This window comes from Pseudoxanthobacter sp. M-2, assembly GCF_046156265.1.
GTDB lineage: Bacteria > Pseudomonadota > Alphaproteobacteria > Rhizobiales > Segnochrobactraceae > CAMDHY01.
Genome location: NZ_JAWDIR010000033.1, coordinates 442,747 through 468,056, shown reverse-complemented (window position 1 = coordinate 468,056; position 25,310 = coordinate 442,747). Strand labels below are relative to the sequence as shown.

Here is a 25,310-nt window from a genome sequence, read left to right as displayed (position 1 = left end):
CCTTTGTTGCCCGCGCGGCGGGACCGTGGAGACGGGGGCCGACGGCCCACCGTCCGGAAAAACAGGGGGCCGGCGTCAGCGGCCCATGTAGAGGTTCGGCAGCCACAGGGCGACCTGCGGGAACGCCATCAGGATGAGGATCGTCAGCACCATCATCAGCGCGAACGGCACCACCGAGCGATAGATGTCGCCGAGCGTGATCTCCGGCGGCGCCATCGCCCGCATCAGGAACAGGTTATAGCCGAACGGCGGGGTGATGTAGGCGATCTGGCAGGTGATCGTGTAGAGAATGCCGAACCAGATCGGGTTGAAGCCGAGCTTCAGCACCAGCGGGATGTAGAGCGGCGCGACGATGACCAGCATCGCCGTGTCGTCGAGGAACATCCCCATGATGACGAACGACAGCAGCATCAGCACGAGGATCGTCCACGGGTCGAGGTCCAGGCTGCCGAGCAGCAGGCCCTCGATCGCCTTCACCGCGCCGAGGCCGTCATAGACGGCGCCGAAGCAGAGGGCTGCGAGGATGATCCACAGGAACATGCAGCTGATGCCGAGCGTGCCGCGGCTGGTATCGGCCAGTACCTTGAAGGTGAGCCGGCCGGAGACGGCGGCGGCGAGCGTCGCGAGCAGCGCGCCGACGACGGAGCTCTCGACCAGGCTCGTGTAGCCGCCGATGAACAGCCCCATCATGATGCCGAAGACGAGCAGCGGCAGGATGCCGGCGCGCAGCGCGACGAGCTTCTCGCGCGGCGTGATCGCCGCCCGCTCCTCGGCCGGCATCGCCGGGCCCATGTGCGGCTGCAGGCGGCAGCGCACATAGATGTAGATGCCGAAGAACGTCGCCATCAGCAGGCCCGGGCCGACGCCGGCGAGCCAGAGCTGCAGCACCGGCTGGCGGGCGATCATCGCGTAGAGCACCAGGACGACGCTCGGCGGGATCAGGATGCCGAGCGAGGAGCCGCCCTGGATCACGCCGGTCACCATCGTCTTGTCGTAGCCGCGGCGCAGCAGCTCCGGCAGCGCCACCGTGGCGCCGATCGCCATGCCGGCGACGCTGAGGCCGTTCATGCAGGAGATCACCACCATCAGCCCGAGCGTGCCGAGCGCCAAGCCGCCGCGCACCGAGCCGAACCAGATGTGGAACATCCGGTAGAGATTGTTTGCGACGCCGGACTCCGAGAACATGAAGCCCATGAAGACGAAGAAGGGCACGGTGATCAGCGGGAACCAGTTCATCACCTGGATGGCGGCGTTGAACGGCATCTCCATGGAGCCGGCGCCCCACAAGGCGAGGGCCGCCGCCGCACCGACGAAGCCGATGACGCCGAAGACGAACTGCCCCGTCAGGAGCAGCACCATCATCGTCGCGAACATGAAGAGGGTGATCAGTTCCGGGCTCATGCGGCCGGATTCCTGTCGATCGACGGCTGGCCGATCGGCGTGCCGCGCAGGAGCGCGATGTCCTTGCACAGGTTCGACAGCGCCTGCAGCAGCACGAGGAAGACGCCGAGCGTCATCACCATCTTGATCGGCCACATCGGTGGCGCCCAGGAGGTGTAGTTCTTCTGGCCGTAGGTGAGGGCGTACTCGGTGCTGGAGAGGCCGCCGGCGATCACCACACCCAGATAGAAGATGACGAAGAGGATGGTGAAGGCGTCGATCATCGCGCGGGTGCGCGGCGTGCGGGCGCCGTAGATGAGGTCCATCCGCACGTGGCTGCCCATCTGCATCGCGTAGGCGCCGCCGAGCAGATAGTAGGCCGACAGCACGAACTGCGACATCTCCAGCGCCCAGTTCACCGGCTGGCCGAGGAAGGCGCGCGAGGCGACGGCGTAGAGCATGATCGCCGCGAGCACGAAGAACAGGCCCATGGCGAAGCGGCCGACCGCCTTGTTGAGGGCATCGACCGCGCGCACGAAGGCGACGACGGCCCTAGGCACGATGGACCGCCCCGGCGTCACCGCCCTCCGTCACGCCGCAGCGACCCGCAAAAACGAACCGGGCCGGGTGCGACCGGCCCGGGTACCACGAACTGCGATGCGTCAACCCCCGGCTCCTTCGTCGAGACCGGGCGATCTTTTCAGATCGAAACCCACCGTCAAGCCGCATTCGGCGCTTCGCGCCTCACCCGAAGGTCGGAGATGGGGGAAGCGAAGATGAAAGGGAAAGTGCGGGGACGATCCCGCCGCGACCTACGTCATGTCGCCGTCCGGGCGCGACGCGGCGCCCGGACTGGTCGGCTGTGGCGTTCGCCTCACTCGCAGTGGTTCAGCGGCGGCACGCGGCCGTAGAGTTCCTTGGTGAGGATGCGCGGCGTGCCGGTGGCGGCGCCGACATAGATCGACTTGCCGGTCTTGTCGGACGTCTTCGGCGCCTGGCAGTTCTTGAAGAAGCTCTTCTCGCAGGGATAGGGGCCGACGATCTGGAAGCCGACCTTGGCGGTCGACGGGTCGCCGGTGGTGATCGGGCATGAGCAGACGATCTCGCCCTTGGCGACCTTGCCGAGGCCGGGGAATTCCTGGCCCTGCGTGCTGCGGAAGCAGATGCCGCCGTCGCACTGCGCGTAGGCGCCGTTCGAGGTCTCGGCCGGGCAGGTGTAGATCGCCTGGTCGCCGCCCTTTTTCTTCACCGAAGGCGGCAGGCTGTAGGTCGACACCATGTAGCCGTTGCCGACGCCGTCCGCATTGATGTCGCAGACGTTGCCTTCCTTGGTGTTGAACGGCAGCGAGATGCTGTCACCCTTCTCGACGTCGCACTTGCAGTAGGCGACGCCGTCGAAGACGAAGCAGCGCGCCGTGGCGCAGAGCGCATAGGTCTGGTTCTCGCAGATCTGGAAGCCCTTGGACGTGGCCGCCGTCGCCTCAGTGGCGGCGAACGGCGCGGTGGGCGCCAGCACCGAGAGCGCGCCGAGGAGTGCCAGCGACCAGAGCACCGGCCGCAGCGAATTCTTTATCGAAATCAGAAATTTCATCATTTTCTTTACTCCCGCGGCCGCACAGGCCGTCTCAGTCCCCCACCCTATACGGCGTGGAGGGGAAAGTCCGTCGCGACACCCGGAAAGATCCTGCGGTCCGGCCGGCGGAGGCTGGCCGGACCGCCACTCCTCACTCGCAGTGGTTCAGCGGCGGCACCTTGCCGTAGAGCGTCTTGGTCGACAGCCGGGCCGAGCCGGTCGGCGCGCCGACATAGATCGTCGAGCCGGTGTCGTCGTTGGCGACCTTGCCCTTGCAATACTTGAAGAAGCTCTTCTCGCACGGGTACGGACCGACGATCTGGTAGCCCGTCTTCGCCGTCGACGGATCCGCGGTGGTGATCGGGCAGGAACAGACGATCTCGCCGCCCTTCAGCTTGCCGAGGCCGGGGAACTCCTGTCCCTGGGTGCTGCGGAAGCAGATGCCGCCGTCGCACTGCGCGTAGGCGCCGGTGGAGCTCTCGGCCGGGCAGGTGTAGAGCGCCTGGTCGCCGCCCTTCGTCAGGCTCTTCGGCAGGCTGAAGGTCGACACCATGTAGCCGTTGCCGACGCCGTCAGCGTTGACCGAGCAGACGTCGCCGCCCTTGTAGGTGAGCGGGATGCTGACGCTGTCGCCCTTCTTGACGTCGCACTTGCAGTAGGAGACGCCGTCGAAGACGAAGCACTTCGCCGTCAGGCAGAGCGCGTAGGTCTGCTTTTCGCAGACGATCAGCGGTGACTTGGCGGTCGGAGCCGCGGCGTCGGTGGCCGCTGCGGTCGGCGCCGCGAGCGCCAGCGCGAGAAGCACGGCGACGACGGTCGACGACAGGATAGCACGCAGGTTCGAGAGCGCGGACGCGAGCATGACGAAACTCCCCCTGGCCACGGAGTGGCGGTAACGAGGGTCTACGGTGGCAGGTGGTGAAAGTCCTCGCGGATCCGCTCCGAAAATGGAGCGTCGGCCCACCGAACAGCCGTTTATCCCTCCATTGCGAAGTTTAATGAGCCCTCGCGCCACGATCCGCCGACAATCGCCGCAATCCCGACGGTGAACCAGAGGCGGACCCCATGTCGAACCCGAAGCCCTTCAGCCTGCGCGCGGCCGCCCTTGCGGCGTCGTTCGGCGCCGTGCTCGCGCTCCTGCAGCCGGCGGCGGCCGAGACGACCTTGAAGCTCGCCCACGCCTCGAGCGCCGGCAGCCTGATCAACAAGGCGGCGGAGATGTTCGCCGAGAAGCTGAAGGCCGAGAGCGGCGGCTCGCTGACGGTGCGCATCTATCCGGACGCGCAGCTCGGTGACGAGGGGCCGATCGCCGACGGCGTCGGCGCCGGCTCGATCGACATCGGCCTCGGCGGCGTCGCCGACGCCATCGACCCGAAGCTCAACGTCGTGACGCTGCCCTTCCTGTTCGCCGACGCCAAGGCGGCGCACGCCTTCCTCGACGGCCCGGTTGGCAGGCAAGTCTTCGCCACCGGCGGCGACAACGGCTTCCACATGCTGGGCGCGCTCGACAGCGGCTTCCGGCAGTTCGCCACCATCGACAAGCAGATCGTCGTGCCCGAGGACATGGCCGGGGTGAAGCTGCGCACGCCGCCGAACCCGGTGATCCTCGCCACCATGAAGGCGCTCGGCGCGCTGCCGCAGTCGATCCCGTTCTCCGAGGTCTACACGGCGCTGCAGTCGCACGTCGTCGACGGCGTCGAGCCGGAGTTGCGCGATTTCTACGACCAGAAGTGGTACGAGATCGTCAAGCACGTCTCGCTGTCGAACTACATCTGGACGCCGAACTACTGGTTCATGAACAAGGCCCGCTATGACGGCCTGACCGAGGCCGAGCGCGCCGCGGTCGACAAGGCGGCGGCCGAGACCACCACCTGGTACCGGGCCGAGCTCGGCGGCGTCTATGACGGCGTCATCGCCGAGCTGAAGGGCAAGGGCATCGAGATCGAGGCGATCGACCCGGCGCCCTTCCGCGCCAAGGTCGACCCGGTCTATGCCCAGTTCGGCCAGGAGTGGGGCGCCGACTTCGTCGCCAACGTCCGCAAGGCCGCGGCAGGCCAGTAAACGCCGCCACCGACGATTGACCGCCGCTGCCGGCCCATGACGGGCCGGCTGTCTCCCGGACCGAAGAGCCGTCGCGCCACCGGCGCGGCGGCCGTGCCGTCCCGCCACTGCCCGAGGTCCACATGACCGACACCGCCGGCTCCCCGGGGGGGCCCGCCGGCAGGCCGCGCCGGATCCTCGCCGGCCTGCTCGCCGCCGCCGGCGTCGCGGCCTTCGCCGTGACGCTCGCGAGCACGCTCGCCGGCATCCTCGCCCGCTACTTCTCGGTCGCCGGCTTCGAGTGGTCGTTCGAGCTCGCCGGCATCGCCTTCCTGTGGACCACCTTCCTCGGCGTCGCCTATGCGGAGCTGCGCGGCGACAACGTCGCGTTCTCGCTCGTCGTCGACGCGGCGCCGGCGCGCGCCCGCAAGGCGCTCTCGGTCGTCTCGGCGCTGGCGCTGCTCGTCGTCGCCGGCGCGCTGCTGGCGAGCGGGCTCGCCGTGCTGCAGCGCTCGGGCATGGTGCCGACGCCCCTGCTGCGCTGGCCGGGGGCCGTCTCATCGCTGCCGCTGATCGTCTTCGCGGTGGCCGCCGTGCTGATCGCGCTCACCCGCCTCGCCGGCGTCCTGCGCCGCTCGCCGGCGGAGGACACGCGCCGATGACCGTGGTGCTTCTCATCGGCGGCTTCATGGTCGCGCTTCTCGCCGGCATCCCGGTGGTGTGGGCGATGGGGCTCGCGAGCCTCGTGGCGCTCTTCTTCGGCGACCTCGGAATGCCGCTCGCGTGGTTCGCCCAGCAGACCATCCGCGGCGCCGACTCGATCTCGCTCGCCGCCGTGCCGCTGTTCCTGTTCGCCGCCGAGCTGATGAACCGCGGCGGCCTGACGCGCCGCATCATGGCTGTCGCCGGTCACCTGTTCGGCCGCTTCACCGGCGGGCTCGGCCTCGTCAACGTCGCCACCGCCTTCGTCTATGGCGGCGTCAGCGGCTCGGCCACCGCCGACACCGGCGCGGTGGCCGGCGTGATGATCCCGGCGATGGAGGCGAAGGGCTATCCGCGCGCCTTCTCCGCCGCCGTCACCGCTGCCTCCGGCACGCTTGGCATCATCGTGCCGCCGAGCGTCGTCTTCATCATCTACGGCGTCGTCACCAACACCTCGATCGCCGGGCTGTTCGTCGCCGGCATCCTGCCGGGGATCCTGCTCGCCGCGAGCTTCATGGTGACCACCTGGATCATCGGCCGCCGCCGCGGCTACCGCGGCGAGGAGACCCGTGCCGACGCGGCCACGATCGCCCGCGACACCGTCCAGGCGCTGCCGGCGCTCGCCATGCCCGTACTGCTGCTCGCCGCCATCCTGACCGGCCTCACCACCACCACCGAGGCGGCCGCGCTCGCCGTCGTCTACGCCTTCGTCGTCGGCACGCTGGTCTACCGCGAGCTGCCGCTGGCGGCGCTGTGGCCGTCGGCGGTCGAGACCGTCGCCACCACCGGCGCCATCATGATGATCATGGCACTCGCCACGCCCTTCGCCTGGATCCTTACCGTCGAGCAGGTACCCGCCGACGTCGCCGGCTGGCTGACCGCGCTGGAGGTGTCCGACGCCGCGCGCATCGCGCTGATCATCGCCGTGCTCGTCTTCGTCGGGTTGTGGATCGACCTCGGCCCGGCGCTGATCGTGCTCGCGCCGATCCTGACGCCGATCGCGCTGGCGAGCGGCCTCGGGCCGTTCCAGACGGGCGTCATCTTCACGGTGGCGCTCGGCGTCGGGCTGTTCACGCCACCGGTCGGCACCAACATCTTCGTCGTCTGCAACGTCGCCCGCGTCGACATGGGCGCCGTGTCGAAGGAGCTGGTGCCGTTCTGGCTCGCCAGCGCCGTCGTGCTGGCGCTGCTGGCGCTGGTGCCCGGCCTGTCGGAATGGCTGCCGCGGCTGATGGCCGGATGATGGAGCCGATGCGTCACCTCATCGGCGGCATCTCCAGTGCCGGCCGCGCCCTGCCGGCGCTCGACGGCGCGCCGTTCGTCGTCACCCGTTCGGCCGGCCCGTACGTGTGGGACACCACCGGCCGCCGCTATGTCGACACCGCGCTGGGCTTCGGCGCGACCATGGTCGGCCACGGCCATCCGGCGGTGCTCGAGGCGGTGCGCGCCGCCCTCGACAACGGCCCGATGCCGGCCTTCCCGCACGCGCTGGAGGAAGAGGCCGCGGCGGCGCTTGCCGCCCGCACCGGCGCGCTCGACGGCGTCGTCTTCGTCAACACCGGCTCGGAGGCGGTGCACCTCGCAGCCCGCATCGCCCGCGCCGTCACCGGCCGGCCGCGGATTGCCAAGTTCGCCGCCGGCTATGACGGCTGGTACGACGACGTCGCCTTCGGCAACGCCGGCGCGCCGGAAGCCGCGATGCGGGCGAACATCCGCCCCCGCAGCGATCGCACGACGCTCCTCCGCTACAACGACTTCGCCGACGTCGAGCAGCTGTTCGCCGACGATCCAGGCATCGCCGCGGTGCTGGTCGAGCCGATGCTCGCCAACGCCGGCTGCGTGCTGCCGCAGCCCGGCTACCTCACCCACCTTCAGGCCGTCGCGCGGCGCCACGGCGCCCTCGTCATAGCCGACGAGGTGCTGATGGGCTTCCGCATCGCGCCGGGCCTGACCAGCCACGCCTACGGGCTCGATCCGGACCTCGCCACCGTCGGCAAGGCGATCGGCAGCGGCATCGCGGTCGCCGCCGTCGTCGGTCGCCGGGACCTGATGGCGGCCGCCGAGGACGGGCGTGCCGTGCGCGCCGGCACCTACAGCGGCAACCCGGTCGCGAGCGCCGCCGTCGTCGCCTCGATGCGGCTCTTGGCCGAGGCCGACTACGGCGCGCTGCTGGCCCGCGGCGACCGGCTGCGCGCCGCCCTCGTACGGGCGCTTGCCCGCGCCGGGGTGACGGCCTCGACCGCCGGCTATGGAACGGTCTTCACGCCGTGGTTCACGGCCGAGCCGCCCCGCGACTACGCCGCCGCCATCGCCGCCGTCGATGGCGGACGGACGGAGCGGCTGCACGCCGCGCTGCGCCGGCACGGCGTCGTCACCATGCCGTCGCCGTTCGGCCGGCTCTACCTGTCGTTCGCCCACGACGACGCGGCGGAAGCGGAGATGGTCGAGGCCTTCGAGGCGGCCGCCGCCGCGCTCGCCTGACCGTCAGGCTGGTTCAGCCGCCCGCGGCGCGTCGGCGGGGTCGAGACGGCCGAAGCTGGTGCGCACGAAGGTCCGAAGCCGCCGCGCCGGCGGGCCGGCGAGCTCGGCCGTGATGACCGCGAGCTCCAGCGGCTCCAGCTCCGGCAGGCCGTCGGCGGGCCCGAGCCGGCGCAGCGTCGGCGCCACCACCGATTCCGGCAGGGCCGTTATGCCGATGCCGAGCGTCACGGCGGACTCGATCGACGGCAGGTGCGACGAGGTCCAGGCGATCCGCCAGCGCCGCCCGGCCTTGTCGAGGGCGGCGAGGATGCGCGGGCGGGCACGGCAATGGTCCGGGAAGAGGGCCAATGGCAAGGGGTCGAGCCGCTCCGGCGCCTGGGCCGTGGCGGCGCACCAGACGAGCGGCTCGCGGCGCAGGAGCTCGCCGGCGACGCTGCCGCGCTCGCGGGTGACGATGGCGAGGTCGAGGTCGCCCGCCGCCACCATCGGCTCGAGGCGTTCGGAGAAGTCGCAGATGATCTCGAGGCGCACCCGCGGGTTTTCGGCGGCGAAACGGGTGATCAGCGCCGGCCCGAACACCGCCTGGTAGTCGTCCGGCATGCCGATGCGCAGGCGGCCGGCGACCTCCTCCGGCCACAGCGCCGCGAACGCCTCGTCTTCCAGCGCCAGCATCCGCCGGGCGTAGCCGATCAAGGTCTCGCCGGCGTCGGTGAGCCGCACGCCGCGCGGCTTGCGCTCCAGGAGACGCCGGCCGAGGCGCTCCTCGAATCGCGTCACCGCGATCGAGATCGCCGCCTGCGTCTTGCCGAGGCGCGCTGCCGCCGCGGTGAAGCTGCCGGTGTCGACGACGGCGACGAACGCCGCCAGCGTCTCGGGATCGAAGTGGCGCATGGGTTGTGGCTCGCCCGCGGCGGCCGGTGCCGCGTCGGGGCGATCAAAGCACAGCGGGGACGAGAAGCGAAACCGGGGGGCCCGGAGCCAGCGAGCCGTTCGCTGGCATGCTGCCCTTACCCTCGCCGGCGACCTCAGAAGTCGGAGGCGAGGCCCTTCACTTCCCAGTCGCCGTAGCGCGCCGGCTCGAGGCCGCCGCGGCCGCCGATCTCGCGCGGACGCGCCTCCTCGGCGAGACGGCGGCGCTCGGCGGCCTCCGCCAGCGCCCGCTCGGCCGCGGCCGACAGCGGCCGCGGGGCAGCCTCGGTGGGCGTCTCGGGGGCGGCGGGGGAGGCGGAGGCGGCAGGCTCGACGGGGCTCATCGCGGCACTCGATCTTACTGATTTCGACCTTGGCGCGGGCGGCGGCAGGCTTGCAGCTACCCGGGGCGGCTCCCATCATATAGGTCGTTGCGAACCGCGGTCACGCCCGCGGCCGGACACCGACCCGATCTCATCCCCGGAGGACCCTGAGCCGCCATGAACTTCGCCAAGACAGCCCTCCTCCTCGCCGCGATGACGGCGATCTTCATGGGCGTCGGCTTCATGATCGGCGGCCAGACCGGCATGATGATCGCGCTCTTCGTCGCGATCGCCATGAACTTCTTCAGCTACTGGAACTCCGACAAGCTCGTCCTGTCGATGAACCACGCCGTCGAGGTGAACGAGAGCCAGGCGCCGGAGTTGTTCGCCATGGTGCGCCAGCTCGCGGCACGGGCCGAGCTGCCGATGCCGAAGGTCTACCTCATCCACGAGGACCAGCCGAACGCCTTCGCCACCGGCCGCAACCCCGAGAACGCCGCCGTCGCGGCCACCACGGGCCTGCTCAACCTGCTCTCCCGTGACGAGGTCGCGGGCGTGATGGCGCACGAGCTCGCCCACGTGAAGAACCGCGACACGCTGATCATGACGATCACCGCGACGATCGCCGGCGCCATCTCGATGCTGGCGAACTTCGCCTTCTTCTTCGGCGGCAATCGCGACAGCAACAACCACTTCGGCTGGATCGGCATGCTGGTGACGATGATCGTCGCCCCGCTCGCCGCCATGCTGGTGCAGATGGCGGTGAGCCGCACCCGCGAGTATGCGGCCGACCGCATGGGCGCGGAGATCTGCGGCAACCCGATGTCGCTGGCGTCAGCGCTTGCGAAGCTGCAGGCCGGCGCCCAGCGCCTGCAGAACGAGCCGGCCGAGGCGAACCCGGCGATGGCGCACATGTTCATCGTCAATCCGCTGTCGGGCGCCCGCATGGACAACCTGTTCTCGACCCATCCGGCGACCGAGAACCGCATCGCCGCGCTGCGCCAGCTCGCCGGCACGATGGGCTCGACGGGCGGTGGCGGCGGGGCCGGCTTTGCGCCGTCGGCCGGCTACGGCCAGTCTCGTGGGGCGGCCGGCGCCATGCCGGCCGGCGGACAGCCGTCGGGCCCTTGGGGCGGCGGACGCCACCGGGAGAACGTCCGCGGTCGCGGCCGCACCGTGCCGCCGAGCGGCACGCGACGCGGCCCCTGGGCATGACCGACACCTCCGCGTCCGCCAGGCCCCGCCCGTCCCATAAGTCTGGTCCGTCGGGAAAATCGCGACCGCCGGCGGTCGACGACGTTCCCGGCCTGCCGGCCCGTCGCTTCGCAGCCGCCATCGTCGGCGGGGCGCTCGCCGGCCAGCACGTCGATTTCGGCGGCGAGGCGGCGACGCCCGCCTTCGCCCGCCTGCCCGACCGCGACCGTGCCCTCGTCCGCCAGATCGTCGCGACATCGCTGCGCCGCCGCGGCCAGATCGACGCCGCCCTGAAGCGGCTGATCGCGAAGCCCTTGCCGAAGAAGGCGGTCGACATCCGGCCGATCCTCGTCACCGCCGCGGCCCAGATCCTCTTCCTAGAGGTGCCGGCCCACGCCGCCGTCTCGCTCGCCGTGACGCTCGCCAACGCCGACCGCACCACGGCGCCGTGGGCGGGCCTCGTCAACGGCGTGCTGCGCAGCCTGGTGCGCCAGCGCGAGGAGATCCTCGCCGGCCAGGACGCTGCGATGCTCAACCTGCCGACCTGGCTGCGCCAGCGCTGGACAGCGGCCTACGGCGCCGACACCGTGCGGGCCATTGCCGAAATCCTGCTGGTCGAGCCGCCGCTCGACGTGTCGGTCACGTCCGACGCCGCCGGCTGGGCCGAGCGCCTCGGCGGCAGCGTGCTGCCGACCGGCGGCGTGCGGCTTCTCTCGCACGGACGCATCGAGGCCCTGCCCGGCTTCGACGAGGGCGGCTGGTGGGTGCAGGACGCCGCCGCCTCGCTGCCGGTCAAGCTCCTCGGTGACGTCTCGGGGCTGACGGTCGCCGACCTCTGCGCGGCGCCCGGCGGCAAGACCGCCCAGCTCGCCGCGGCCGGTGCGCGCGTCACCGCCGTCGACGCCTCGCCCGAGCGGCTGATCCGGCTGTCGGAGAACCTCACCCGGCTGCGCCTGCCGGCGGAGCTGATTGCCGGCGACGTGCAGGACCTGCCGCCGCCGCAAGAGTTCGACGCCGTGCTGCTCGACGCGCCGTGCTCGTCGACCGGCACACTCCGCCGGCACCCCGACATCGGCTCGACGAAGGGGCCGAAGGACGTGGCCGCGCTCGCCGCCCTGCAGGGCCGGCTCCTGATGCGGGCGATCGACTGGGTGAAGCCCGGCGGCCTCCTCGTCTACGCCACCTGTTCGCTCGAGCCCGAGGAGGGCGAGGCGCAGATCGCGCGGCTCATCGCCTCCGGCGCGCCGGTGGAGCGGGTGCCGGTGACGGCCGACGAGATCGGCGGGCTCACAGAAGCCGTGACGGCGGAGGGCGACGTGCGGACATTGCCGTGTCATCTTGCCGCCGCCGACCCGCGACTCTCCGGCTGCGACGGCTTCTTCGCCGCCCGGTTGCGCCGCGTCGCGGCCTGACGGCGCCACCCGACTGCCTTTCAGTTAGGTCATGGCGGCACTACGCGGTGTCGTGAAGTCGGCGACGGGGGTCGCGGCGGAATTCTTGCGGTAAGGATTGCCGGCTAGAATCGGCAACGACAGGCCGGGCGCGCTCGCGCCGGGTCGGGACGAGGCGTTGGAGCGGGACAGGGTATGGGGCCGGGACGGGCGCGCCGGATGCGGGTGTGGAGGCTCGCCGCCCAGCGCGGTGCCGCCGCCCTGCGGGCGCGCGTCCGCGCCTTCGGCCTCGTCGGCACCGGCCTGGTCACGCCGGCGCCCGACCGGCTGCTGATCGCCCCGCAGGACATCCGCACCACCGACCCGACGGTGGCCGCCGACATCTATGGCGGCGTCTTCGTGTTCTCCGGCCAGGTCGTCGAGGTCGGCGGGCGCTCGCCCTTCGAGGTGGAACCGCCGACGGAGGAGTGGGAGCGGGTGCTGCATGGCTTCGGCTGGCTGCGCCATCTGCGCGCCGCCGACACCGTCATCGCCCGCCAGAACGCCCGCGCCCTCGTCGACGACTGGATCCGCACCAGCGGCAAGCTCTCGCCGATCGCCCGCCGCCCGGAAGTGGCGGCGCGGCGGCTGTTGTCGTGGCTGTCGCAGTCGCCCTTGATCCTCGATGGCTGCGACGGTGCGTTCTACGACCGCTTCCTGAAGGCGCTCGGGCGCGAGGTGCGCCGCCTGCGCGCCGGCATCGAGGACATGCCCGACACGCTGCCGCAGCTGCAGGCGCGCCTCGCGCTGGTCGCCGCCGGCGTGTCGATCTCCGGCCAGGAGCGGCTGCTGCGCATCGCCCTGCGGGGGCTCGACCGCACGCTCGAGCGCCAGGTGCTGCCTGACGGCGGCCACGTCTCGCGCGATCCCGGCGCGGTGCTGGAACTCCTCGTCGATCTCCTGCCGATCCGCCAGGCGCTGTCGGCGCGGGCGGTGACGCCGAGCTCGACGGTGATGGGCGCCATCGACCGCATGCTGCCGATGCTGCGCTTCTTCCGCCTCGGCGACGGCACCTTCGCCCGCTTCAACGGCATGGGCGCGACGCCGCACGGGCTGCTCGCCACCGTGCTCTCCTATGACGACGCCCGCGGCGCGCCGCCGCTCAACGCCAGCCATTCCGGCTACCAGCGCCTCGAGGCCGGACGCACGGTGGTGGTCGCCGATGTCGGCCGGCCGCCGCCGATCGCCGCCAGCGGCCACGCCCACGCCGGCACGCTCGCCTTCGAGATGAGCTCGGGCCGCAACCTCTTCATCGTCAACTGCGGCGCCCCCGGCCAGATGCGCAGCGACTGGCGCCGCGCCTGCCGACTGACCGCCGCCCACTCGACGATCGTCGTCGAGGACGCCTCGACGGCGAAGATCGTCACGACGCCGCGGCTGGTGCGCTGGGTCGGCGCGCCGATCGTCGACGGGCCGGGCATTGTCGAGGCGCAGCGTGAGGAGGGGCCGGACGGCGTCGCCATCGTTGCCCGCCACGACGGCTATGCCCGCCGCTTCGGGCTGATCGCCGAGCGCGTGCTACTGCTGCACGCATCCGGCGAGCTGATCGAGGGCACCGACCGCCTGAGCCCGGTCGGCGGCGGCGCCCGCCCGGACGCCGACCGCTTCGCCGTGCGCTTCCACCTTCACCCCTCGATCCGGGCGAGCCGTTCGCTCGGCGGCGATTCGGTGGTGCTGGTGGCACCCGACGGCGAGGCCTGGCGCTTCGTCGCGCTGGGCACCGAGGCGATGCTGGAGCCGTCGGTGTTCCTCGCCGGCCTGCAGGGGCCGCGGCGCAGCGAGCAGATCGTGCTTTACGGCCGCGCCCGGCTGGTGCCGGAGTTCGGCTGGCGGCTGGAACTGCAGGCGGAGGGCAAGCCGCGCGCGGCGCGCCGCACGGGCCGCGGCGGGGACGAGGGGCCGACGCTGGTCTGAGCGGTAGCCCGGTTCGAACGGAAGCGCACGGCCGGAGCGCCGCGCATGGCCGGCCCGCGTCAGCAGCGGTTCCGGTCCCGCCGGTTCCGTGCTAACCGCCACGCACCTTCCCCGCCGCCGGAGCCGAGCCCCCATGTCCGTCACGGTCAAGCAGATCGCCACGCCCGACCGGGTGCCGCTCCGCCGCGCGCTCCTCTCCGTCTCCGACAAGACCGGCGTCGTCGAGTTCGCGGCTGCGCTCGCCGCGCGCGGCGTCGAGATCGTCTCGACCGGCGGCACGGCGAAGACCATCACCGCCGGCGGCGTCACCGTCGTCGACGTGTCGGCGCTGACGGGCTTTCCCGAGATCATGGACGGGCGGGTGAAGACACTGCACCCGGCCGTGCACGGCGGCCTCCTCGGCGTGCGCGACGACCCCGAGCACGCCGCGGCGATGGCAGCCCACGGCATCCCGGCGATCGACCTCCTCGTCGTCGACCTCTATCCGTTCGAGGCGACGGTGGCGGCCGGCGCCGCCCGCTCGGCGGTGGTGGAGAACATCGACATCGGCGGGCCGGCGATGATCCGCGCCGCCTCGAAGAACCACGCCTACCTCACCGTCGTCGTCGACCCCGCCGACTATGGCGCCGTGCTCGACGACCTCGCGGCCCACGACGGCGCCACCACCACGGCGCTGCGCCGCAAGCTCGCCGCCAAGGCGTTTGCCAGGACCGCGGCCTATGACGCGGCGATTGCCGCCTGGTTTGCCGAGGACGTCAGCACGCAGTCGCCCGGCGCCGCGGAGATGCCGACGTTTGCGGCCTTCGGCGGCCGGCTGGCCGAACAGATGCGTTATGGCGAGAATCCGCACCAGCGCGCCGGCTTCTACCTTGCCGGCAGCGACCGGCCAGGCGTCGCCACCGCCCGCCAGCTGCAGGGCAAGGCGCTCTCCTACAACAACGTCAACGACACCGACGCCGCCTTCGAGCTCGTCGGCGAGTTCGACCCGGAGGTGACGGCGGCCGTCGCCATCATCAAGCACGCCAATCCCTGCGGCGTCGCCGAGGGTTCGAGCCTGCTCGACGCCTACCGCAAGGCGCTCGCCTGCGATCCGGTCTCGGCCTTCGGCGGCATTGTCGCGCTCAACCGGCCGCTCGACGCCGAGGCCGCGCGCGCCATCGTGGAGGTGTTCACCGAGGTGATCGTCGCGCCCGGCGCCACCGACGAGGCGGTGGCGATCGTCGCCGCCAAGAAGAACCTCCGCCTGCTCGTCACCGGCGGCCTTCCCGAGCCGCGGGCGGCCGGGCTGATGGTGCGTTCCGTCGCCGGCGGCCTGCTCGTGCAGTCGCGCGACAATGCCGTCGTCGACGACCTCGACCTCAAGGTGGTGACGGCGCGCGCGCCGACCGAGCAGGAGTGGGCGGACCTGCGCTTCGCCTGGCGGGTGGTCAAGCACGTCAAGTCGAATGCCATCGTCTATGCGAAGGGCGGCGCCACCGTCGGCATCGGCGCCGGCCAGATGAGCCGCGTCGATTCCGCCCGCATCGCCGCCTGGAAGGCGCGCGACGCCGCAGTGGCGGCAGGCCACGCGGAGCCGGCCACCATCGGCTCGGTGGTCGCCTCGGACGCCTTCTTCCCGTTCGCCGACGGCCTGCTGACGGCCGCCGAGGCCGGCGCCACCGCCGTCATCCAGCCGGGCGGCTCGATGCGCGACGACGAGGTGATCCAGGCGGCGAACGAGAAGGGCCTCGCGATGGTGCTCACGGGGGTCCGCCACTTCCGCCATTGACCGTGACGGGGTTGAGGCGTAGACGCGGCGGCGGGACACCTCTCCCCAACGAGAGGCGCCCATCTGTGAGGATGGACACATGACCGCTGTGAAGCCCGGCCTTCGGCCGGAGACGCCTTATTTTTCGTCCGGCCCCTGCGCCAAGCGCCCCGGATGGACCCTCGAAGCCCTCCAGGACGCCGCCCTCGGGCGCTCCCACCGGGCCAAGATCGGCAAGACCAAGCTCAAGCTCGCCATCGACATGACCCGCGACCTCCTCGAGGTCCCGGCCGACTATCGCATCGCCATCGTTCCGGCCTCCGACACCGGCGCCGTCGAGATGGCGATGTGGACGATGCTCGGCGCCCGCCCGGTCGACCTCCTCACCTGGGAGAGCTTCGGCGAGGGCTGGGTCACCGACGTGGTGAAGCAGCTGAAGCTGACCGACGCCCGCGTCATCAAGGCGCCCTACGGCGCCCTCCCCGATCTCTCGACGGTGAACTTCGACCACGACGTCGTCTTCACCTGGAACGGCACCACGTCCGGCGTGCGCGTGCCGAACGGCGACTTCATTCCCACTGAGCGCGCCGGCCTGACGATCTGCGACGCCACCTCGGCGGCGTTCGCGCAGGTGCTGCCCTTCGACAAGCTCGATGTCGTCACCTTCTCCTGGCAGAAGGCGCTCGGCGGCGAGGCGGCGCACGGCATCCTCATCCTCTCGCCGCGCGCGGTCGAGCGGCTCGAGACCTACACCCCCGCCTGGCCGCTGCCGAAGCTCTTCCGCATGACGAAGGGCGGCAAGATCACCGAGGGCCTGTTCGAGGGCGAGACGATCAACACGCCGTCGATGCTGTGCGTCGAGGACTATCTCGACGCCCTGCACTGGGCGAAGGCGTGCGGCGGTCTCACCGGCCTCGTCGCCCGCGCCGACCGCAACTTCGCCGTCCTCGACGCCTTCGTCGCGGCGACGCCGTGGGTCGACTTCCTCGCGACCGTGCCGGAGACGCGCTCGAACACCAGCGTGTGCCTGAAGATCGTCGACCCCGAGGTTACGGCGCTCGACGCCAAGGGCCAGGAGGCCTTCGCCAAGGCACTCGCCGCCCGGCTCGACAAGGAGGGCGTCGCCTACGACATCGGCGCCTACCGCGACGCGCCCCCGGGCCTGCGCATCTGGGCCGGCTCGACGATCGAGACCGCCGACCTCGAGGCCCTCGTCCCCTGGCTCGACTGGGCCTTCGCCCAGGAAAAGGCCGGCCTGAAGCAGGCGGCCTGACGCTCTTCCACGATCCTCGCCGTCATCCCGGACGCGAAGCAACGCGAAGCGATCCGGGAGCCAGCGGAAGACTTGTCGCGCGAAGCGCGACGCTTGAGCCGCGCCTCCGGCGCGGACTCTGACGCTGGGTCCCGGATCGGCGGTCGGCTTCGCCTCCCTTGTCCGGGATGACGACCCTCTTCATTCGTCAAAGCAGGAGGCCCCGATGGCCCCGAAAGTCCTCATCTCCGACCAGATTTCTCCCGCCGCTGTGAAGATCTTCAAGGATCGCGGCGTTGACGTCACCTATGAGCCCGAGCTCGGCAAGGACAAGGACAAGCTCGCCGAGATCATCGGCCAGTTCGACGGCCTCGCCATCCGCTCGGCCACCAAGGTGACGGCGAAGATCATCGCCGAGGCGAAGAACCTCAAGGTGATCGGCCGCGCCGGCATCGGCGTCGACAATGTCGACATCCCGGCGGCGACGGCGAAGGGCATCATCGTGATGAACACGCCCTTCGGCAATTCGATCACCACCGCCGAGCACGCGGTGGCGATGCTGTTCGCCGTGGCCCGCCAGCTGCCCGCCGCCGACACCTCCACCCAGGCCGGCAAGTGGGAGAAGAACCGCTTCATGGGCGTCGAGCTCACCGCCAAGACGCTCGGCATCATCGGCTGCGGCAACATCGGCTCGATCGTTGCGGAACGCGCCATCGGCCTGAAGATGAAGGTGGTCGCCTACGACCCGTTCCTGTCGGAGGAGCGGGCGCTCGACCTCGGCGTCGACAAGGTGGAGCTGCCGGAGCTGTTCGCCCGTGCCGACTTCATCACGCTGCACACGCCGATGACCGAGAAGACGAAGAACATCATCGATGCGAAGGCGATCGCGGCGATGAAGGACGGCGTCTACATCGTCAACTGCGCCCGCGGCGGGCTGATCGTCGAGGAGGACCTGCGCGCCGCCCTCGACTCGGGCAAGGTCGCCGGCGCCGGCATCGACGTGTTCTCGACCGAGCCGGCCAAGGAGAACGTGCTGTTCGGCGCGCCGAACCTCGTCTGCACGCCGCACCTCGGCGCCTCCACCACCGAGGCGCAGGAGAACGTCGCCCTGCAGGTCGCCCAGCAGATGGCCGACTACCTGATCGACGGCGCGGTGACCAACGCCCTCAACATGCCGTCGATTTCGGCGGAAGAGGCGCCGCGGCTGGTGCCGTTCGTCCGCCTCGCCGAGCAGCTCGGCTCGTTCGCCGGCCAGTTGACCGAGACCGGCCTCACCGGCGTGCGCATCGAGTTCGAGGGCGCGGTCGCCGGCATGAACACCCGCGCGCTGACGGCGGCGGCACTCGCCGGCCTGTTCCGGCCGCTGCTGCAGGACGTCAACATGGTCTCCGCCCCGGTGCTGGCGCGCGAGCGCGGCATCCAGGTGGAAGAAGTCCGCCGCGAGCAGCAGGGCGCCTACGAGAGCTACATGCGCCTGACGGTGAAGACCGACACGCAGGAGCGCTCGGTCGCCGGCACGGTGTTCTCCGACGGCAAGCCGCGCCTCATCCAGATCAAGGGCATCAACATGGAGGCCGAGATCGGCCCGCACATGCTCTACGTGACGAACGAGGACAAGCCGGGCTTCATCGGCGCGCTCGGCATGACGCTCGGCAACGCCGGGGTGAACATCGCCACCTTCAACCTCGGCCGCACCGGCCCGGGCGAGGACGCAATCTGCCTCGTCGAGGTCGACGGCCCGATCCCGGCCGAGATCCTCGCCACAGTGGAAAAGCTGCCGCTGGTCCGCCAGGCGAAGCCGCTGAAATTCTGAGGCGAGGAAGGCGGGGCCTTCCCTTCTCCCGCGACAGCGGGAGAAGGTGGCCCGAAGGGCCGGATGAGGGCCGGCACCCGCAGGGTGCCGGAATGCGGCGATCCCGTTGCGCGTCAGCGGCCCCTTCCGCGCGTTCCGCGCGGCCCTCATCCGCCCTTCGGGCACCTTCTCCCAGCAAGGCTGGGAGAAGGAGACGATCGCAATCGTCGGCGAAGTCCGGAGAAGGAAGACTTCAAAAATCCCGCTGCACCCGGAGCATCCCGACCAGTCCATTCCGGTCGGCGCCCTTGTCCGGCTGGACGTACTTCCACTCCACCTCGGTGCCGATCTGCAGGCCCTTCACCGGGCGGAAGACGAGGTTGCCCTGCAGGTCGATGTTGGAGAAGTCCGTGCCGGGATTCGGCGCCTGCACGTCGAGGTAGGACGCGCCGAGCGCCGACGACCAGTCCGCCGTCCAGAAATGGATGCCGCTCGCGCCGATCGCCCAGGCGCTGGTGAGCTTCAGGTTGCCATTGCGGACGACGCCGTCGACCACCGACGGCCCCTGTGCCTGCGGCCCGACATACATCAGCGCGCCGTCGGCGTAGCCGCCCTGGATACCGATGCGGTCGCCCTTGGCGATCATCGGCAGGTTGACGATGAGGCCGGCGCCGACGGAGTAGCCGAGCTCTGAGTCGGCCCGGCCGGTCGAGGTGCGCACCTCGTGGGTGGCGGCCATCAGCTGCGCGACGCCCCAGTCCTGCTTGAGGTTGATGTTGGCGACGACGTCGGGAACGCGCACACCACCCTGGTCGGTGATGCCGGCGGCGGACTGGATGCCGGACTGGCGATAGACCGTGTCTTCCAGCGCCAGTGTCGCCGAGAAGCCGGAGCCGAAGTCGGCGGTGTAGCCGACGAGGTTGGTGGCGAAGTCCGGGTTGCCCATCCCCGCCATCTTGAAGACGGTGTTGAAGGTATCGCCGAAGTAAAGGTCGTAGAACGATGTGCCGCGTCCGGCCGTCAGGCCGCCGAACTGGATATAGGCGTTGCGGATGAAGACGGCGGTGTCGGGGGCATTGGTGTCGACGGTGAACCAGATCTCGCTGTAGGTGCGCAGCAGGCCGTATTCGGTGTTGGTGCGGCTATCCTGGTAGAGGTAGCCGCGCGCCCGGAAGACATAGCCATCGGCAGAATTCGAATAGAAGCCGGGGCCGCCATAGGCCTGGTCGCTGCCGTAGACGCGGTAGTCGGCGCGGACCCGGCCCATGACGCGGAAGCACGTCTCGGTGCCCGGCACGTACAGGAAGCCCGAACCGAAGGCGTCGCAGACGCGAACATAGTCGACCGGCTCGGCCGCCATGGGCACGTCGGCGGCAAGGGCCGGCGGGAGCGACGCCGCTCCCGCACAGGCGGCAGCGGCCGCAACGAGCGTCTTCGTCCGGCGGAGTATCCGGCGCATGGCGTATCCTCGCGAGGGCGCGCGGCGGCCCGAGCCACCGGTGCGATGCAGGAAACGCCAGCGAGGTAACGCGGCGATGACGATGCAGGAAACGGTCCGCTGGCGAGCCCCCCGCAGGAGGCGCGCCGCATCGCCCACTGCGACGTCCCGTGTCGTCAGCCCCCGCCCACCTGCGTCGCCGGCGCCTCGTCGCCGCGCGCCTGCGGGGTCCGGAAGTCCGCCGAGGCGGGGCGTTCCGCCGCGGGCCGGCGCCGTCCGACGACTTCCAGCGGGATCGGGATGGTCTTGCCGTCCGGGCCGGTCGGCAGCGTCACCGTCTGGTAGTTGAACGGGATCTCGATGCCCTCGGCGTCGAAGGCGCGCTTGATGCGGCCGTTGAACTCCCGCGTGATCGTCCACTGGCTGCCGGCGAGCGTCTTGATGCGCGTCTTGACGATGAGCGCCGAGGCACCGAACGAGTCGAGGCCGAAGATCTCGAGGTCGCCCAAGAGCAGCGGCGAGAACTGCGGGTCGGCGCGCAGCTCCTCGCCGAGCCGCTTCAGCACCTCTGCCACCTTGTCGATGTCCTCCTTGTAGGCGACGCCGACATCGAACACCGAGTAGGCGAAGCCGCGCGTCAGGTTCTTCACCCGGTCGACGCTGGAGAACGGGATGACGTGCACGGTGCCGGAGAAGTCGCGCAGGCGGATGGTGCGGATCGTCATCGCCTCGACGGCGCCAGCGTTGCCGTTGAGGTCGACGACGTCGCCGACCTGCACCTGGTCCTCCATCAGGATGAACAGGCCGGTGATGACGTCCTTCACCAGCGTCTGCGCGCCGAAGCCGACGGCGAGACCGATGACGCCGGCACCGGCGAGCAGCGGGCCGATGTCGACGCCGATTTCCGACAGCACGATCAGCGTCACCATCAGCAGGATCACCACCATCACGACGTTGCGCAGGAACTGCAGCAGCGTGCGGCCGCGCTGGCCGAGCGCCTTGCGCGGCGAGGCGGCGTTGAGCTTGCCCTCGATCACGATGTTGGCGAGTTCCCAGGCGATGAAGCCGCCGGCGAAGACGACGAGGATGCGCGTCAGCACCGCCACCAGCGTCGCCCCGGCATCCGACTGCACGAAGCCGAGGATGCCGAGGTGCCAGCCCTCCAGCAGGGCGACGATGCCGGCGATCCACAGCAGCACCACCACCAACCGCTTCAGAAGCCCCCGGTAGCGCTGGCCGCGCGGCGTCGCCAGCACTGGCACGCCGAGGTCGGAGTGATCCAGGACGGCTCCCGCGCGATTGGCGAGGAGCGGCACCAGGGCGAGCACCAGCACGGTGACGAGCGTGCCGCGGACGAGGAAGACGAAGCCGCCGGTGATCTGCAGGGCGAACACCGCCGTCACCAGCACGATGTAGAGGATGGCGATGCGGTGCCAGTTGCCGGCGAGACGCCGCGCCGGCGCCGAGTACCAGCGCCCGTCGGGCACGTGGGTAGAGAGCCAGAGCGCGAACGGCGCGCGCCAGCGCAGCACGAAGCGGATCGCCACCACGGCGACCAGCACGCCGAGGATGAACAGCAGCCCCCAGCGCACCGCCGGCGTCAGCCCGAGCAGCCAGAGCGAGCCGACGAACAGGTAGCCCCAGATCGCGAAGGCGGCGGTGCGCACCAGCGACTTGTGCAGGCGAATCGCCGTCTCGTCGCCGGCGGGCACGGCCCGCAGCGCCGGTGTCTTCGGGGCGAGCACCATGCGCACCAGCGCCGACAGCACGCCCGTGGCGGCGCCGGCGTTGAGGATGGTGAGCGCCAGCGCCTCCACCGGGCGGCTCGGCTGCAGGGCGCCCAGCGCCAGGAAGCCGCCGGCGACGAAGGCGCCGATCGGCAGCAGGTCCAGCACCAGCCGCGTGATTGCGATCATCACCCGCGCCGGCCAGGAAGCGCCCGCGGCCCGCCGGCCGAGCATGTCGCGCAGCCGGCCGAGCAGCCAGGCGACGACGAACCAGGCGAGAAGGGCGGCTGCGATCGCGCCGGCGAGGCGGGCCGCGCCGTCCAGGGCAGCGACGCGCTTCACCGGATCGGAGAGGGTCGCGACGACCTCGTTCCCGACAGTGGGCAGGGCGGTGACGGCGAACTCCAGCCGGCCGATGGCCTCTTCGACGCCCGAGAACACCGACGCGGCGTACGCCACGGCCTCCGCCCCGACGGAGGAAAAGTCGGCGGAGGATTGGGGGGCGGCATCCCCTTGTGCGGCGGTGAGCAGCCGCAACCGCTGCACCAGCTCCGCCCGCCGCTCCGGGTCCTCGATCTCGGCCACCAGCGCGTCGACCTCGGCGGCCGACGGCGTCGCCGCCTCGGTCGTCGTCTCTGTGGGCGCGGTGGGCGGCAGCACCGTCTGCGCCGAAGTCGGGATGGCGAGGAGCAGCGGTGCCGAAAGGAGCACCACGGCGAACAGGCCGAGAAGCGGGCGAGACCACGTCGAAACGGAAACGGCGAGGCGAAGAGGCGAACGGGCACCAACCGGCATCGAGACGAAAACTCCTAAAATCCCCACAACGCAAAGTCCCCGGAGCGCGATCGGGTTCCCCCCGAGCTTGCCCTCCCGGGCACTCGCCGTCCTCTCCCGAGCCCGCCTGCGCACAGGGCCGGGACGCTTGACAGGCAGACCATCTGGCCGTCAATCGGCGCGCGGCGCCGTCCCCCCGGCGCCGCCTGTTGCAAAGGTCGGTGTCTGGCGATGACGAGCGCGGACGGCTCGCACAAGGGCGCGGCGGTGAGCCGGCGCAAGCAGCGCGCGGTGGCGATCTCGATCGCCGTGTCGCTGGTGCTCGCCATCGCCAAGGGCATCGTCGGGCTCGCCACCGGCAGCCTCGCGATCCTCTCCGACGCGGCCCAGACCGTTCTCGACCTCGGCACCAGCGCGCTGACGTTCTACGCCGTGCGCGTCGGCGACAAGCCGCCCGACAGCGACCACCACTTCGGCCACGCCAAGGTCGAGAGCGTCGCGGCCCTGATCGAAACGGGGCTGCTGATCGCCACCGGCATCGCCTTCGTGGTGGAGGCCGGCAAGCAGCTCTTCTATGGCGGCGAGCCGTTCGAGGTGACGTGGTGGGTCGCCGGCCTGTTCGTCGTCTCGATCGTCGCCGACTTCTTCCGCTCCCGCATGCTGAAGCGCGTCGCCCGGGAGACCGGCTCGGAGGCGCTCGAGGCAGACGCCCTCAACTTCACCACCGACATGGTGAGTTCGGCACTGGTGCTGCTCAGCCTCGCCGGCGTCTATTTCGGCCTGCCGGCGGCCGATGCGCTGGTGGCGCTGATCATCGCCGGCTTCATCGGCTGGAACGGCATCCGCCTCGCCCGCCGCACCATCGACACGCTCGTCGACACGGCGCCCGCCGGCGTCGTCGAGACGATCGAGAAGCTCGCCGAGGACAGCGAGGACGTGCTGGCCCTGAAGCGGGCGCGGGTGCGCCTGTCGGGCGCCACGCTGTTCGCCGCCGTCGACGTCACCGTCCGCCGGACGCTGCCGTTCGACCGCGTCGACGCCATCAAGGCGCGCTTCGAGGAGGCGATCCGCAGCGCCTATCCGAACGCCGACGTCACCGTCACCGCCCATCCGGTGGCGCTCGACGACGAGACGGTGTTCGACAAGGTGATGCTGATCGCGGCGCGGCGCGGCCTCGCCGTCCACCACGTCACCGTGCAGCACCTCGCCAGACCCGACGACAGTGGCGAGCAGCTCTCCGTCAGCCTCGACCTCGAGGTCGACGGCGCGATGAGCTTCTCGACCGCCCACGACGTGGCGAGCGGCCTGGAGACGGCGGTGCGGCGCGAGCTCGGCGAGGACATCGAGGTGGAGAGCCACATCGAGCCGATGCTGACGGCGGGCCTCGGCGCGCGCGACGCCGGCGCCGTCACCCGCATGACGTTCTCGGGCATCCTGTCGGAGCTCGCCGCCGAGACCGGGCGGCTTGCCTTCGTCCACGACGTGCGGGTGCGGGTGAACGACGAGGGGCTGTTCGTCACCTGCCACTGTTTCGCGCAGCCCGGCCAGACCGTCGCCGAGGTGCACGACGCCGTCGACGCGCTCGAGCGCGGCTTCCGACGCCGCGTCCCCGAAGTCCGGCGGATGATCGTCCACGCCGAGCCGCGGGCCTGAGCCGGCCCGCCGTTCACGAAGATTGGAAGAGAGCGACCGAGTTCGAATTGGAAAAGCTCGCGCCGCGGCGCTAGACCGCTCCCGCCCCTGCGCGGAGAATCAAGACAAATGAGCGCACCCCGGCCCTGGGCCGCCTTCGTCGCCGCCACGCTCGCCGTAACCGTCCTGCCCGCCGCCGCGGAGACGCCGCTTGAGCGCGGCGACTATCTCGTCAACTCGATCCTCGCCTGCGGCAACTGCCATACGCCGATGGGGCCGAACGGGCCTGAGGTGGGCATGACGCTCGCCGGCGGCACAAAGTTCGAGGCGCCACCGTTCACGGCGCACGCCTCCAACATTACCCAAGACATGGCCACCGGCGTTGGCGCGTGGAGCGACGCGGAGCTCAAGACGGCGATCGTCGGTGGCGTCCGCCCGGACGGCGTGCCGCTCGCGCCGATCATGCCCTCCGCCTTCTATCGCGTGATGACGCCCACCGACCTCGATGCGCTGGTGGCCTACCTGCGCACCGTCGCGCCGGTGGAACACGCCGTACCGCCGCCGGACTACCGCCAGATCATCCGCGCCGAGCCGCCGCCCGGCTTCGAACAGCCGGCCACTGCCACCGATCTTTCCACCCCGGAGGGTCGCGGCAAATACCTCGTCGGCATCGGCCACTGCATGGAATGCCACACCAGCCGCGGCCCGCACGGCGAGCCGGAGTTCGCGAGCGGATACGGAGCGGGCGGGATGGAGTTCCCGGGCCCGTGGGGCGTCTCGGTGGCGCCGAACATCACCGCGAAGGGCCTCGGCGACTGGACCGACGCGGAGATCGCGCGAGCGATCACCGAGGGCATCGGCCGTGACGGCGCCAAGCTGAAGCCGCCGATGGGCTACGGCTTCTATGCGAAGCTGAAGGCGGCCGACGTCGCCGACATCGTCGCCTACCTGCGCACGGTGCCCGCGGTGGAGTGATCGGAAAGCGGTTGCGACGGGAGGGCG

The 25,310-nt window shown here is 70.9% G+C and carries 20 protein-coding genes; 12 read left to right on the top strand and 8 right to left on the bottom strand.

Going from position 1 to position 25,310, the window contains the following annotated elements:
• Positions 1–75: 75 nt before the first annotated feature.
• From RUR49_RS17270 to RUR49_RS17255, 4 genes are all read right to left on the bottom strand, one after another.
• The gene (locus tag RUR49_RS17270; RefSeq protein ID WP_409147623.1) at positions 76–1,401 is read right to left on the bottom strand and encodes a TRAP transporter large permease subunit; all 1,326 of its coding nucleotides are present in this window, start codon (positions 1,399–1,401) and stop codon (positions 76–78) included.
• Positions 1,398–1,871, bottom strand: a complete 474-nt coding sequence (locus tag RUR49_RS17265; protein ID WP_409147698.1) for a TRAP transporter small permease subunit — start codon at positions 1,869–1,871, stop codon at positions 1,398–1,400. The genes RUR49_RS17270 and RUR49_RS17265 overlap by 4 nt, the downstream gene beginning before the upstream one ends.
• Positions 1,872–2,254: 383 nt before the next feature.
• A complete protein-coding gene (locus RUR49_RS17260) occupies positions 2,255–2,974 on the bottom strand; it encodes a hypothetical protein (protein WP_409147622.1) in 720 nt (239 codons plus the stop codon).
• Between the two features lie 130 nt (positions 2,975–3,104).
• Positions 3,105–3,815 (bottom strand): hypothetical protein, encoded by a 711-nt coding sequence (locus RUR49_RS17255; RefSeq protein ID WP_409147621.1) that lies wholly within the window; start codon positions 3,813–3,815, stop codon positions 3,105–3,107.
• A gap of 203 nt (positions 3,816–4,018) precedes the next feature.
• On the opposite strand from RUR49_RS17255, the gene RUR49_RS17250 reads away from it, so the two are divergent.
• From RUR49_RS17250 to RUR49_RS17235, 4 genes are all read left to right on the top strand, one after another.
• A complete protein-coding gene (locus RUR49_RS17250; RefSeq protein WP_409147620.1) occupies positions 4,019–5,014 on the top strand; it encodes a TRAP transporter substrate-binding protein in 996 nt (331 codons plus the stop codon).
• 122 nt (positions 5,015–5,136) lie between these two features.
• Positions 5,137–5,655: a TRAP transporter small permease gene (locus RUR49_RS17245; RefSeq protein WP_409147619.1), complete on the top strand. Its 519-nt coding sequence runs from the start codon at positions 5,137–5,139 to the stop codon at positions 5,653–5,655.
• Complete coding sequence (locus RUR49_RS17240; RefSeq protein WP_409147618.1) at positions 5,652–6,938, top strand: TRAP transporter large permease; 1,287 nt, start codon at positions 5,652–5,654, stop codon at positions 6,936–6,938. Before RUR49_RS17245 ends, RUR49_RS17240 begins: the two co-directional genes overlap by 4 nt.
• 8 nt (positions 6,939–6,946) lie before the next feature.
• Positions 6,947–8,176, top strand: coding sequence for an aspartate aminotransferase family protein (locus tag RUR49_RS17235; RefSeq protein WP_409147617.1), 1,230 nt, complete (start codon positions 6,947–6,949; stop codon positions 8,174–8,176).
• Between the two features lie 3 nt (positions 8,177–8,179).
• Here RUR49_RS17235 and RUR49_RS17230 read toward each other — a convergent pair whose 3' ends face one another.
• Positions 8,180–9,067 carry a LysR substrate-binding domain-containing protein gene (locus tag RUR49_RS17230; protein WP_409147616.1) on the bottom strand — a complete coding sequence of 296 codons (888 nt, stop codon included), beginning with the start codon at positions 9,065–9,067 and terminating at the stop codon, positions 8,180–8,182.
• A gap of 134 nt (positions 9,068–9,201) precedes the next feature.
• On the bottom strand, positions 9,202–9,429 hold the full coding sequence (locus RUR49_RS17225) for a DUF1674 domain-containing protein (RefSeq protein WP_409147615.1): 228 nt from the start codon (positions 9,427–9,429) through the stop codon (positions 9,202–9,204).
• A gap of 156 nt (positions 9,430–9,585) precedes the next feature.
• Here RUR49_RS17225 and htpX point away from each other — a divergent pair, with 156 nt between their 5' ends.
• The 6 genes from htpX to serA all read left to right on the top strand — a co-directional run bounded on the left by htpX (position 9,586) and on the right by serA (position 18,758).
• A complete protein-coding gene (gene htpX / locus RUR49_RS17220) occupies positions 9,586–10,623 on the top strand; it encodes a zinc metalloprotease HtpX (RefSeq protein WP_409147614.1) in 1,038 nt (345 codons plus the stop codon).
• Positions 10,620–12,014, top strand: a complete 1,395-nt coding sequence (locus RUR49_RS17215) for an RsmB/NOP family class I SAM-dependent RNA methyltransferase (RefSeq protein WP_409147613.1) — start codon at positions 10,620–10,622, stop codon at positions 12,012–12,014. Before htpX ends, RUR49_RS17215 begins: the two co-directional genes overlap by 4 nt.
• 198 nt (positions 12,015–12,212) lie before the next feature.
• Positions 12,213–13,946 (top strand): heparinase II/III family protein, encoded by a 1,734-nt coding sequence (locus tag RUR49_RS17210; protein ID WP_409147612.1) that lies wholly within the window; start codon positions 12,213–12,215, stop codon positions 13,944–13,946.
• A 133-nt stretch (positions 13,947–14,079) separates the two neighbouring features.
• Positions 14,080–15,714, top strand: a complete 1,635-nt coding sequence (gene purH / locus RUR49_RS17205; protein ID WP_409147611.1) for a bifunctional phosphoribosylaminoimidazolecarboxamide formyltransferase/IMP cyclohydrolase — start codon at positions 14,080–14,082, stop codon at positions 15,712–15,714.
• A 79-nt stretch (positions 15,715–15,793) separates the two neighbouring features.
• Complete coding sequence (locus RUR49_RS17200; RefSeq protein ID WP_409147610.1) at positions 15,794–16,966, top strand: phosphoserine transaminase; 1,173 nt, start codon at positions 15,794–15,796, stop codon at positions 16,964–16,966.
• Between the two features lie 205 nt (positions 16,967–17,171).
• On the top strand, positions 17,172–18,758 hold the full coding sequence (gene serA, locus RUR49_RS17195; RefSeq protein WP_409147609.1) for a phosphoglycerate dehydrogenase: 1,587 nt from the start codon (positions 17,172–17,174) through the stop codon (positions 18,756–18,758).
• A 232-nt stretch (positions 18,759–18,990) separates the two neighbouring features.
• Here the strand turns inward: serA and RUR49_RS17190 are convergent, their stop codons facing one another.
• Together RUR49_RS17190 and RUR49_RS17185 are read right to left on the bottom strand one after the other, a co-directional pair.
• A complete protein-coding gene (locus RUR49_RS17190) occupies positions 18,991–20,196 on the bottom strand; it encodes a porin (RefSeq protein ID WP_409147608.1) in 1,206 nt (401 codons plus the stop codon).
• 155 nt (positions 20,197–20,351) lie between these two features.
• On the bottom strand, positions 20,352–22,697 hold the full coding sequence (locus RUR49_RS17185; protein ID WP_409147607.1) for a mechanosensitive ion channel family protein: 2,346 nt from the start codon (positions 22,695–22,697) through the stop codon (positions 20,352–20,354).
• A 210-nt stretch (positions 22,698–22,907) separates the two neighbouring features.
• Here RUR49_RS17185 and RUR49_RS17180 point away from each other — a divergent pair, with 210 nt between their 5' ends.
• Together RUR49_RS17180 and RUR49_RS17175 are read left to right on the top strand one after the other, a co-directional pair.
• Positions 22,908–24,329: a cation diffusion facilitator family transporter gene (locus tag RUR49_RS17180; protein WP_409147606.1), complete on the top strand. Its 1,422-nt coding sequence runs from the start codon at positions 22,908–22,910 to the stop codon at positions 24,327–24,329.
• Between the two features lie 108 nt (positions 24,330–24,437).
• On the top strand, positions 24,438–25,283 hold the full coding sequence (locus RUR49_RS17175) for a c-type cytochrome (protein WP_409147605.1): 846 nt from the start codon (positions 24,438–24,440) through the stop codon (positions 25,281–25,283).
• Positions 25,284–25,310 lie beyond the last annotated feature (27 nt).